Genomic DNA, 12,584 nt, shown 5'->3' with positions numbered 1-12,584 from the left:
GCTAAAATAAGACGCTGTAAATAGGGAATTATGACCAGTATATTTACCTCAAAAACTGCCCAAATGATGATGGGGGAATGACCAAGCTATAACTTACCTGATGCCCTTTTTTGGTGAGGCTACTTAGTCAAAATAACCTCATCCCAACTTGGCTTATATCTGATGGAATAAGTTGGGCGTAGCCAGCACAGATTATCCACAGTGAAAACCTAACTAATTCGTGATATTTTTGATAAGATTATCACCAATCAAAGAGTTAGTGATTATCCGGTCAATTCCTACATCTACTAATCTCTCAAATTCGTTAATATTGTCTACCGTCCAGACTACTATATCAACTCCTTTATCGCGAGTTTCCTTGATGATACTAGGTTGGTCTAATATCACTTGATATTGACTACTCAAAATTGCATTACCAGCGGCTTGGGCTTTGCTAATTTGCTCCGGTAGTTGGGACTCATTTACTACAAAATATCCCAGTTTTATTTGGGGTTCTGACTGGCGACATTGCCATAGTAAATCTTCATCAAAGGATGTTAAAATAGTGCGATCGCCTAAATTAGCTTCCCGGATGAGACCCAGAAGGGTTTTGATTTCTATATCCGACCATATAGCATGGGGTTTAATATCAAAATACAGCCATCCCTTAATCAATTTTAGGGCTGCTAAGGCCTCCTCTAAGGTGGGGATACGTTCTCCCCTATAAGACTCCCCAAACCACGCCCCAGCGTCTAATTCTTTCAGTTCGGAAATTGTTTTTTCGCGGATAGTTCCGGCGGTTCCAGTAATCCGATTTAGGCTTTTGTCATGAAAAACCACAGGGACACTATCGGCGGTAATCTGTACATCAAATTCTATGGAATTTGCTTGGTTGTAAATGGCGGCAAGTAAGGCGTTTAAGGTATTTTCCGGGGCGATACTAGAAAATCCTCGATGGGCAATTATTTCTACACTCAAGGTGATATCCTCATGGTCTAATTGTGCTGGTTTAAAAATTCGGAAATGGTTTGATTGAAAGATTCTGATGCGACTAAAAACGGCCAGTGATTCCCCGGCACTTGTTGAATAGTTAGATTGGTGAGATACTTTTGATAGGGTTTTAATTGCCATTCCATACGATTAACTCCCTTTTCCGGTTGGACTAGCAGGGTCGGTATGGCGATCGCTTCTGTTAATCCTGGAATTTTCATCACTTCTAAAAAGATTTCATTACGGGCGGTAATGCTAAACTTACTCCCCCATTTGCCATCAGGTTTTGCTTCCATGGCGGCGGCAAAAACTTGTTGTTGCTGAGGACTCCAACCCGAAAACTGTCTGAGTTGTTTAGCCTGGTTTTCAGCGGCGGTGAAACTCTCAAAAGGTCCTAGACATTTTAACGAGTCTAATTTACGATAAACTATGGGAAGGGTTAATTTGAGAAACCCAGGCATTTTAGTGATGAAAATAGGATCGACTAAAATCATACAGCGGAAACGTTCTGGGTGTTTTTTGGCCCAAATAGGTAGTAATTTACCCGTCCAAGAATGACCTAAAATGTGGGCGTTTGACCAGTGATGGTGATCCATTAACTCTTCTAGGTCGGCGATCGCCTCATCGAATGTATAACCGTGATCGGGTTTGTCGCTGTCTCCGTGACCTCTCATGTCGGGGGCGATAATATGATAGCGATCGCCCAGATATTCTGCTAAACTTGTCCAAACTAGGGCATGATCGGCTAGTCCATGTAGAAGCAACAACGGCTGTTGACCGTTAGGGTTCCACTCTAAATAGGAAAGTTTCAGGGTTTTTAATTCTAGGGTTTGGCGAGTCGGTGACATAGCAGAAATCACAAATTTTGATTAAGGATTGGGAATTGCCCCTACTGGTGAACAAGATTAATGGTAATCTTAAATGAAATCATCAATTTTGGCAACTAGGCTGACTGCCTAATCTGGGACTGATAATTTGTCGATGATCTAAAATTGACGACAGTTTGGTTATATTTTCGCGCTTTACCCCTAATCACAGCCATGATTCCACCTTCTGAAACCACCACAACTGAACAAGTAAAAAACGCCCTAAAACGTTTTTGGGGTTATGATGATTTTCGCCCCCCTCAGCAGGAAATTGTTGAGGCTATTATCAGGGGTCAAGATGCCTTGATTGTTCTGCCCACTGGAGGCGGTAAATCTATCTGTTTTCAACTGCCAGCGTTATTAAAAAATGGCTTAACCATAATAGTTTCGCCGCTGGTAGCCTTGATGGAAAATCAGGTAAAAGAATTACACGATCGCCATTTAAGTGCCGGTATTATTCATAGTCAAATGTCCCCCAGGCAACGGCGGCACACTTTGCATCAATTGGAAACAAACAGCCTGCGATTGCTCTATTTATCACCGGAAACTTTATTAAGTAAGCCGGTGTGGAATTTAATCAATAAACCCCAGGTTTCTATTAATGGTTTGATTTTAGATGAATGTCACTGTTTAGTTCAATGGGGCGATACATTTAGACCTGATTATCGCCGTTTAGGGGCGGTGCGTCCCACTTTATTAAAACATAAACCACCAGGTAGCAAAATAGCGATCGCTGCCTTTACCGCTACCGCTGATCCCACGGCCCAAAACACTATTAAAACGGTGTTACAGTTACAAGATCCTCAAGAATTTTTACTGAGTCCATATCGAGATAATTTACACCTTAAAATTCGCCGAGTTTTTACTCCCATGGGACGGCGAAAATGCTTGCTAAGTTTGATGAAACAACATCAAAAGCAAACCGGTTTGATTTATGTTCGCACCCGTCGAGATAGTCAAGAATTGACAGCCTGGCTGGAGAAATTTGGCTATAAAACTGCCCCTTATCATGCTGGATTATCGGCGGAAAAAAGGCGCAAAATTGAATCTCAATGGTTAGAAGGCAAGCTGCAATTTGTGGTGTGTACTTCTGCTTTTGGGATGGGAATTAACAAGCCCAATGTCCGGTGGGTGGTTCAGTTTCAACCACCCCTATTACTATCAGAATATATCCAAGAAGTAGGAAGGGCTGGACGAGACGGAAAACCAGCAGAAGCCTTGACTATTCTCTGTGAACCGACGGGCTGGCTGTATCCTGAAGATAGACAAAGGCTGTCGTTTTTACAAGATAATTTTCGCCAACAAATGATGGCCGCTAAACCCTTGATTAAAAAACTTCCCCAAAAAGGCAATTTAGAAACAGTGATCAGTCGTTTTCCCGACAGTGCGATCGCCTTGTCTCTTTTGCATTCTCAGGGAAAATTAGAGTGGGTTGATTTGTTTAATTATCAAATTAAAGATACATCACTATCTTTAACTGAAAATTCTAACACAGTTGCGATTCGCCAAATGACTCGCTATTTTGCTACCCGTGACTGTCGCTGGAAATTTATACTAGAGGCGTTTGGCTTTGGGACAGAAGCACAATCATTTCGCTGTGGTCATTGTGACAACTGCGATCGCCATGGGTCTTAAATTAGTGGCGATCGTCAATCTATTAATGCTATAATTGAAGTTGACACTGTTACCCCAATTTTATGCCATGATTAAAAGTTGGATTAAACGGCATCCTAAGCGCATCTATTTTTCATTTTTTGCCTTGGTCTTCCTAATTAGTTGTTTGGGAATAATAGCTGCGATATGGTCCTCATTGATCGAGAGACGAGATAGAAAAAATGAAAAAGTCGCCAGAGAAGTCTTAACCGACTTACTGCAAAACCAAAGCCAACAGCTTTTTCATTACAATCGATTCACCGACAATTTAGATGCTTTATATCGCACAACATCTGAGGGTAGACCTGGGTATAACTTTGCGATTAATGTTAATGAAAACCTGGTTTTAATTGATGCTATACCTACCAATTCACGTCTGCCTAATTTTGCTGGTGCTGTATTTATTATTCCTGGAGATAACCTCATACAAACAGTGGCGGGAATGTGTAAAAGTCAGGATAAATTATCAGCGCCGATTCAATTATCACGGGGTAACTCTCCCGTGGTTGAATGTCCTGATGATTCCGAGTTAATCATTTCTTTGGCTAGTGCTTTATTGGCAGTTACTGATGAAAATGTTACTCAAAATTTCGGAGGAGTTTGTCTAGTAGATCATTCATCTAATCAGTTGCGTAAACCGCCCAGATCAGATGCGATCGCCCCTCCCAAAACCGGGGAAAACAGAATCCAATGTCCGGCCGGTTCTTCTCTCAAAAAATCTTGGGTGATTCCCGTTAGTCAATAGCCCAGTAACTCAGTATCTTATGCAGTAGATGATGGCTCCAGCATCTCACATATTGTTGTGCCCAAAAGTTGCCTATACCGAAAAGAGAAATGATAGGTTAAACTAGAATATTGTTGTCAAATTCATTAATTATGTCTGCTCTCAATCAACCCCTGATTTATCCTCATACCCGCCAAAGTGATCAAGTAGACGAATATCATGGCATCCAAGTCACTGACCCCTATCGGTGGTTAGAAGATCTGGACTCTGACGAAACCAAGGCTTGGGTAACAGCCCAAAATCAGGTAACATTTGATTACCTCTCCACCATTCCCAGCCGCCAAAAATTAAGCGATCGCTTGACCAAATTATGGAATTATGAAAGATATAGCATCCCCTTTCGACAAGGGAAACGCTATTTTTACTTTAAAAACGACGGCTTACAAAACCAAAGTGTTCTCTATGTAATTGACTCATGGGAAGGCGAACCCAGACTTTTATTAGACCCTAACCAACTATCAGAAGATGGAACCGTTGCCTTATCAGGAATTTCCATTAGTGAAGATGGCAATTTAATCGCCTATGGTCTTTCCGCATCAGGTTCCGACTGGCAAGAATGGAAAGTGATGGATATTAACACCGGAAAACCACTCCAAGATCATCTCAAGTGGATTAAATTTTCCGGTGCATCTTGGACTCACGACCATCAAGGATTCTTTTATAGTCGCTATGATGAACCCAACGAAGAAACTCAATTCGAGGATATTAACTATTACCAAAAACTGTTTTATCATCGCCTAGGAACCCCTCAATCAGAAGATGTTTTAATTTACCAACGTCCTGACCAAAAAGAATGGGGTTTCAATGGATTTGTCACCGAAGATGGTCAATATCTGATTATTTCGGTATGGCAAGGAACCGACCCCAAAAACCTCGTCTTTTATCAGGATTTAACCAAACCTGATAGCCCAGTCGTCGAATTAATATCCGAATTTGAAGCAGAATATAGCTTCATTAATAACCAAGGAGAAATATTTTGGTTTAGGACAGATTTAGATGCCCCAATGGGTCGAGTTATAGCCATTGATATTAACACCGGAAATAGCCATCAAATCATCCCAGAAGCCATAGAAACCCTGGAAGGAGTCAGCACCCTAAATAATCAGTTTGTTGCCCTGTACCTCAAAGATGCCCATTCCCAGGTGAATATTTTTAACCTAGATGGAACTGTAGTCCGGGAAGTAGAGTTGCCGGGTATTGGTTCAGTGGGGGGATTTGATGGTAAACGAGACGACACAGAAACCTTTTATTCCTTTACCAGTTTTACGACTCCTCCCACCATTTATAAGTATAATATAGTCACAGGAGAAAGTCAACTTTATCGACAGCCAACTGTCGATTTTAACCCCGAAGATTACCAGACAAATCAGGTTTTTTATAGCAGTCCTGATGGTACAATGGTTCCCATGTTTATCACCCATAAAAAGGGCTTAAAACTCGACGGGAATAATCCCACAATGCTGTATGGATATGGTGGTTTTGGCATCTCCTTAACCCCTAATTTTTCGGTAAGTCGTTTAGTTTGGATGGAAATGGGAGGTGTGTATGCTGTGGCTAACCTGCGGGGGGGTGGCGAGTATGGTCAACAATGGCATCAAGCCGGGATGAAACTGAAAAAACAAAATGTTTTTGATGACTTTATAGCAGCGGCTGAATGGTTAATTCACCACAATTATACCCAGGTAAATAAACTAGCTATATCCGGTGGTAGTAATGGCGGTTTATTAGTGGGTGCTTGTATTACCCAACGCCCAGAATTGTTTGGGGCGGCACTACCAGCAGTGGCGGTAATGGATATGTTACGCTTCCATAAGTTTACCATTGGCTGGGCTTGGACTTCTGAATATGGTTCCCCTGAAAATCAGGAAGAATTCCAAGTTCTTTATAGTTATTCTCCCCTGCATAATTTACAGCCAGGAACAGCCTATCCTGCTACTTTAATCACCACGGGAGACCATGACGATCGCGTAGTTCCCGCCCACAGTTTTAAGTTTATCTCAGCCTTACAAGCCGCCCACAGTGGCGACAACCCCGTGTTAATTCGGATTGAAACTAAAGCCGGACATGGGGCGGGAAAACCGATGGCTAAAATCATCGAAGAAATTGCTGATCAGTTTGCTTTTTTAGTGCGAGTTTTAGACATTAATTAAAATTCCCACTCAACCAGCCAGTATTATTCGGACTTGGAAACAATCACTTCCACCGGACGCAAAAGGCGATCGCCATATTGAAATCCCCGCCGGACAATTTTGGTGATCGTTTCATTTTCTAGGTCGCCATTAACTTCGCGATCGATAATTTTACACACCTCAAAATCCGGTTTTTTCCCCTGAAAATCAATAGTTATAACCTCTCGTTTTTCTAGGGTATTGAGTAGTTTCTTCTGAATGGTAGCGATTAACTGGGGTAAACGGGCGATCGCTTTTGGATCTGGTTCTGGGTTATTGTGCAAATATTCAATCAAAAAATCCAGAGAATCGACCACTTCTAAAAATTCCAAAAATAGCGTTTCTAGCCGTGCATTTTCCTCCTGTTCTTTCTCCATTAATTCCTGTTGCATTAAAGTTTTTTCTTTAAAAAGCTGACCGATAATTGTTTGGAGTTCGTCACGAAATTTGGCAGTAATTTCCAGTTTGTTTGAATCATTCATCATCTTAAATACTTAAAAATTCAATAAACATTTTTTGCCCCAATTGTTGAGCCACCTCGCCCGATTTTTCCGCGCCAATAGCTGACGAGAGATCATCAAATTCGGAAATCATCTCGAAAACCGGAATCGGTTTTTCAAGTTCCGAGAAATCCTGTCGCTTCAACCGCTGAATGGGTGGTAAAACCGGATGCAAATAATCAGCAATTAAACGTTCTTTTTCATCCATCAAGGCTTTTCTAGCCCTAGCGATTAAATCTGGGGAGTATTTTTTCCGCTTCATTGCCATCGCAAAAGCCTTAGTAATTTCGGCTTTTGATGCCGAAGGAGAAACCTCTAAAACCTGATAAGGGTTAGGATTCGATAGTTGATTTGACATAATTTAATAAATTCCACATTGACGATAAATATCCACAAATTCGGGGTCATTGGGGCAAATTTGATGCGCCCAACGGGCAAATTGTACGGCAGTTTCCCCGTTCATTTTACCTTCATTAACTCCCGCAATTAAAATTTCTATTAACATAGCAGCAATATGTCGCTTCACTTTCTGATTATGGCAGTTTTTGGCGCGACGTACCGCATCATTTAAATTAGATGGCATCAAACCAAGAATCTCATTAACCTCAATCTCAAATTCTAAGGCTTCAATGACATAAATTAAACGGGGATTTCTACTATCGGTTTTTTGCAGTTCTCGCAACTGAGATAAAGCTCGATTTTTATCAATTTTATTATGCTGCATATTTTCGACAATTTCTTGAATACGAGATTCAACCCAATAGCTACAAGATGCTTCAGTTCCCAATAGTTGATACCAAAAATCACTAAAAGCCAGATGCTCTGATAAACTGTTTAACTCCTGACGCTGAGACTCACATAAGCGCTCAAGTTCTTGATGCCATTCTGGGTGCGATCGCCATTCATTTTTGAGAGCATTTAAAGCCGACACTGACTCTCGCCACCGTTGCTTTTGCAGATAGTGCCGTCCTTCCGAGTAGGCTAGAAATTTTTGGGCAAAATATTCCCTTGGTTGAGAATAATTAAATTGGTAACTCCGAGACGGTTTAAGTTGCATAGCCCGTTCTCCATCTCCGTCAAATGCCGCCGCCACAGCCGCACCCCAGGACGTATAAAGAGCCGGTAAAATATTGCTTTCTGTCGATACAGAATTCGAGGTTTGAGGAATATTAATACTGCCCCATTGATGCTGGTAGCGATGGTAACATCCCGGTAATAAAATTAGGTGATTAATTTGGGCGGCTTGATGGGGGAATTTTTTAACTAATTTCAGGGCGATCGCATCCAGACGAAATTGATCTCGCAGTTTCATATACTCCGCTAAGTTCTCATCTTTTAAACTATCAATTTCCCGTTCTAGGGTAGCCATCAAATGACTAAAAATTTCCTCAATATTAATGGAACTTTTCGGCAGCCAAGGAATATTGTGTAAAGCTGGATCGCCCGCCAAATTCGCTAAAGCCGTTGTAGAAGAAACCACCCAATCCCGGCGCGTGTTGCTGTTAATTTGAGCATTATAATAGGTAGCGATCGCCCAATTATGCAGAGATTTAAAATCTGGGTTTTTCAACCAAACTTGTTCCGTAATTTGGACAATTTTTTGCCAATCTTGACCCTCCCAAATTTGAGCTTCTAGGCGCGGTAAAATATGGTTATGGAGATTAGCCTCAACCACCGAATCTGAGCCGTAAGTATGTAAAAATTGACGGCTCATAGCACCAGCATTGTCTAGGTTATTATTATCAATCAACTGTTGAATAGACCACATCAATTTTAAGCGATCGCGCCCCCTTAATGTGCGGACAATTTCCAATTGACTTTTAACTTGGGGATGGGATAGCGATCGCCATTCCACTTCAGCCTGTTGAAAATCACCCTGTTGGACGTAAGCAAAACCACGCAGATATTTAATTTTTTCTCCTGAATGTCCCTGCAAATATGCGATCGCCTGTTGCCAATTCCCTGTTTTTAGGGAAACAATTGCCAAGCGAATTGGGGCTTCTGTTAATTCCGGGAGTAACTGATATGATTTTTGGTAAAATGATATAGCCTGTCCTAAATTTCCCGACTGTTCCGCCCAAAGTCCCTGACCATAATATTCTTTTCCTTGCATCACCCGGTTTAGTGTCGCCCGCAATGTTTTACCATCGTCGCGCTCGAACTTATTTAAGGCTAAATTAATCACATTTAGGGCGGACTGAAATTCACCATTTTTCCCTAAATTTACCGCTTTTTCTAAAGCTGCTTCATACTGAATTTGTCCCTGAAGATATCCTGAACAATCGGCGATCGCCTCTTCCAGCAGTGGAATTTTAAATAATGTTTGGGCTCGCTCAAAACTCAGTTTCCCTCTTTTATAATCTTTTTGTTGGCAATATTTTTGACCTTCTTTAAATAAACTCCTAAATTGATTGTATTTCATCATTTTGTGTTCACAGCGAGCGATCGCTTTATTGACAATATCTAGTTCAAGAATTGTTCGACATTTTTTATATGTTAACAAAGCCTTTGATAAATTCGTCGTATCCAGCGGATCGCCAGCATCAGATTTTTCTAAATTCTGAGCTGAAACTATCATGCTTTTAGCAAATTTTATATTCCTTTTCCACCTATTCATCTCCAACTTAAAATCAGTTAACAAATCGCCCATCAATAGCTGTCGCAGTTTTTTCTCAACGAAAGCCGGCGAATTTGACCATTTGCTAATAGTAGATTGACCCTTTTTGGTAGCTTCAATTAGCTTATTTTTGGCAGCAAGTTTTTGGGCGGTTTTGATTTCCTGCTTAGTCACAGAAACCTTCTGACAGAAATCAACAATTTCTACCTTAAACAGTGCGTATGTCAGAGTATCAACCCAATTAATAATTGCATTCATAGGCAGTATTCTGGTAAGTTTTGGATAAAAATAACTTCCCCAACTTCGATCTTATTTTCTCTACCTTTTAAATTCGGGTTCATTTCGATTAATTCAGGCCAGCGCGACCCCTCCCCATAAAACTTGCGCGCAATTCTCGACAGGGAATCCCCCCGTTGAACCGAGTAATAAAATCCCCCACAGGATGACGATTCTCGGCTATTTTTATCGATTTTCTGTTTATTCAGCCAGGGCATAAATCCCGCTGTTTCGACCAATTCTGTGGTCGCTATCGAGGCGGTTTCCACCGGCAATTGACGGCTGATAAATCCTCCCAAAGCAATTCCCAACAGTAAAATCATCACGCCCATTAACAACAATAACTGTCGGATATTTTGAGGTGATTTAGGGGCAGCAATAACCGCAGCCTCAACCGCCACTTGGGGGAGTTCTTGCAGTTGGCGAATTAGGGTGAGATCCGTTTCACAGTTGGGGCAAATATTACCCTCAATTTCCGGGCGATCGCACACCGGACAGGTGAGTTTAATCGTCATCGTGTCAATCCTGTAGCAATAGTTCCTGTGGGTAATTCCCGATCTAAATAGGGAATAATCTCAGCCTGAAGTTCTTGCAGCAGGCTATTAGCTTGGCTGCCATTTCCTTGCTGTAATGCGTTCAACAATTGATTAAATTTGACATCCATACCTCCCGCGTGACTGGGGTTAATATGGTGAATGCGGGCGATTTCCTCCCGAATTGCCAGGACCAGTTTAACGCTATCGGGAAAGTTATCAAACTCTCGTTTGCTATCTTCTATTAATTTTTGCAAGCTGGAAATATTCTTGGTATTTAGGGCTTGTTGCAGTTGAGCAACTAAATTCCGCAACCGATATTTTTGATCTTCATGGATTAGCTGATCGCACACTTCCAGCGCCAATTCAAATCGCAGTATGAAAATCTTGGCAATATCTAACTCATCATTAGCAAATTCTTCTAATTCCTTGAGTTTAGTTTCAGCTTGGTTAAGGCGATCGCGCTGGACTTGACCATTATAATAAATTTGGTTAGCCGATCGCACCACTTCCCCCGCGATTTCATTAGCACGTTTTACCCCAATTTCCGTTAAGTTACCCGCCGCATTCAGTTGTTTAATTCGTTCCTCAACCTGGCGAGAAATCTCCTCATTAACTCCCCCCCGCGAGAATGAACAACTAACTTTAACCTGGGGATTATTTTTCAGGGCAGCCGTCATTTGGAGCGAGTTATTTTCCTCGTCAAGTTCCACCGTCACTAAAATTTCCGTACCTTTTGGATAGGGGCGATCCAGGGCTAACCACATATCCCCGATCCGCTCATCTTGAGATCGGCGATCGAGTTCTTGGCGGACGCGATCCGGGCTAAAAAATTTAAAGTGAATTAGGGATTGTCCGTCCGCTTCAGTTTTAAAAGTATGGAACTTTTGCACCGGAAGAATATCGCCCTGGCTAATGATTACAAATCGCGGCTCATCCACCAATTCGATGCAATAATCACGGGAAACAGTCGTGACTTTTTCCGTCAGTCCCGCCGCCACGATCGCCGCCCCTTCCGCCACCGCATACATGGGGCGATCGTGAACTACAACTTGATGTTGAGGGAAGGCTTGGCGGATTTTTTGTTGGACGATCGGCACCTGAGCCGAACCGCCCACCAACAGAATGGCATCGATTTGATCGAGGGGATAATCTGAATATTTAATCGCATCCTGAGCAATTTTTACTGAGCGATCGATTAACGGTTCGATGCGTTTTTCAAACTCTTGGCGAGTGATGGTAACTTGAATCGGAATTGCCATTCCCATGTCATCAATTAAAGGTGTCGCGGTAATGATTTCCGCTGCTCCTTGGGTGCTGAGTTGAATTTTCGCCTGTTCCGTCTTTATTTTCAATTCCGCCAGTAGCCGCACTCGTTGATAATGCGGCATTTTTTGAATTAAGCGATCGACATTATCCAGCTTTTCAATCCGGGCGATTTCCTGTTTGACAAATTCCACAATACAGTTATCAAAATCGTCCCCACCTAACCACAAATCCCCCGCTTTTGCCGACTCAATAAATTGATTACCAACGGAAGTAATAATCGAACAGTCTAAAGTCCCCCCACCAAAGTCATAAACCAAGATCGTACTCACCTCATCCGACCCCGGACGATAACCGTAAGAAATAGCTGCTGCTGTTGGTTCTGGGAGGAGTTCCCGCAGTTTTAATCCGGCTTTTTGGGCGGCGATTTCCGTGGCGTATCGCTGCTTATCATTGAAATAGGCGGGAACCGTAATTACAGCTTCCGTAATCTGGCTAGTTTGCCCCGATCGCTGCTGATAATTTTGGGCATTTACCACTACTTTTTTAACGATTTCGGCGGAGATATCTTCCGGTAGATATTCCCGTCCACCTAACCAAACCGATAGGCTATTTTCCGTCCCTTGGCTCGATTGAGTAATCTTATAATTGAAGCGAGATAATTGTTCTTGCACCACCGGATCATTAAAGCCTCGTCCGATTAATCGCTTGATGGAAATTATCACATTTTCCGTGTCTCCATCTCCCAGTTGCCGATAGGCTTGTTCTCCCACGATTAAACCATTGCGATCAGCCGCTACCACTGACCGGGTTAATTTGCGATCAGGTGGGGAGTTATCCGCCGCCGTAACTACTTGTACCTCAGCTAACTTGAAGCCAGCCACTGAGTTGGTAGTTCCCAAATCGATCCCAACTATATTTCCCATGATTAATTTAACCTTGATTATTTATA

At 42.1% G+C, this 12,584-nt stretch carries 10 protein-coding genes; 3 read left to right on the top strand and 7 right to left on the bottom strand.

Annotated features, from left to right (window positions below; translation table 11 throughout):
* Window positions 1-213 precede the first annotated feature (213 nt).
* Window positions 214-957, bottom strand: a complete 744-nt coding sequence (locus tag N39L_RS31685; protein ID WP_006620214.1) for a glycerophosphodiester phosphodiesterase — start codon at window positions 955-957, stop codon at window positions 214-216.
* A 17-nt stretch (window positions 958-974) separates the two neighbouring features.
* Complete coding sequence (locus N39L_RS31680) at window positions 975-1,817, bottom strand: alpha/beta fold hydrolase (RefSeq protein WP_006620215.1); 843 nt, start codon at window positions 1,815-1,817, stop codon at window positions 975-977.
* A gap of 192 nt (window positions 1,818-2,009) precedes the next feature.
* Between N39L_RS31680 and N39L_RS31675 the strand changes: the two genes are divergently transcribed.
* The 3 genes from N39L_RS31675 (at window position 2,010) to N39L_RS31665 (ending at window position 6,422) form a co-directional block, all read left to right on the top strand.
* The gene (locus N39L_RS31675; RefSeq protein WP_035737916.1) at window positions 2,010-3,470 is read left to right on the top strand and encodes a RecQ family ATP-dependent DNA helicase; all 1,461 of its coding nucleotides are present in this window, start codon (window positions 2,010-2,012) and stop codon (window positions 3,468-3,470) included.
* A 175-nt stretch (window positions 3,471-3,645) separates the two neighbouring features.
* Complete coding sequence (locus N39L_RS31670; protein ID WP_231852045.1) at window positions 3,646-4,233, top strand: type IV pilin-like G/H family protein; 588 nt, start codon at window positions 3,646-3,648, stop codon at window positions 4,231-4,233.
* Between the two features lie 131 nt (window positions 4,234-4,364).
* The gene (locus N39L_RS31665) at window positions 4,365-6,422 is read left to right on the top strand and encodes a prolyl oligopeptidase family serine peptidase (protein WP_006620218.1); all 2,058 of its coding nucleotides are present in this window, start codon (window positions 4,365-4,367) and stop codon (window positions 6,420-6,422) included.
* A gap of 23 nt (window positions 6,423-6,445) precedes the next feature.
* Here N39L_RS31665 and N39L_RS31660 read toward each other — a convergent pair whose 3' ends face one another.
* Genes N39L_RS31660 through N39L_RS31640 form a run of 5 tightly spaced genes read right to left on the bottom strand, consistent with a single transcriptional unit; the run spans window position 6,446 to window position 12,558 of the window.
* Window positions 6,446-6,922: a nucleotide exchange factor GrpE gene (locus N39L_RS31660; RefSeq protein WP_043469159.1), complete on the bottom strand. Its 477-nt coding sequence runs from the start codon at window positions 6,920-6,922 to the stop codon at window positions 6,446-6,448.
* A gap of 4 nt (window positions 6,923-6,926) precedes the next feature.
* On the bottom strand, window positions 6,927-7,298 hold the full coding sequence (locus tag N39L_RS31655) for a J domain-containing protein (protein WP_014277417.1): 372 nt from the start codon (window positions 7,296-7,298) through the stop codon (window positions 6,927-6,929).
* Between the two features lie 3 nt (window positions 7,299-7,301).
* Entirely contained in the window at window positions 7,302-9,815 is a 2,514-nt protein-coding gene (locus tag N39L_RS31650) for a tetratricopeptide repeat protein (protein ID WP_014277416.1), read from the bottom strand.
* A complete protein-coding gene (locus tag N39L_RS31645) occupies window positions 9,812-10,348 on the bottom strand; it encodes a LysM peptidoglycan-binding domain-containing protein (RefSeq protein WP_006620222.1) in 537 nt (178 codons plus the stop codon). The genes N39L_RS31650 and N39L_RS31645 overlap by 4 nt, the downstream gene beginning before the upstream one ends.
* Complete coding sequence (locus N39L_RS31640) at window positions 10,345-12,558, bottom strand: Hsp70 family protein (protein ID WP_006620223.1); 2,214 nt, start codon at window positions 12,556-12,558, stop codon at window positions 10,345-10,347. The genes N39L_RS31645 and N39L_RS31640 overlap by 4 nt, the downstream gene beginning before the upstream one ends.
* Between the last annotated feature and the right edge of the window lie 26 nt (window positions 12,559-12,584).

The organism is Limnospira platensis NIES-39, assembly GCF_026000695.1.
GTDB lineage: Bacteria > Cyanobacteriota > Cyanobacteriia > Cyanobacteriales > Microcoleaceae > Limnospira > Limnospira platensis.
This window is presented reverse-complemented; position numbering and strand designations above follow the sequence as displayed.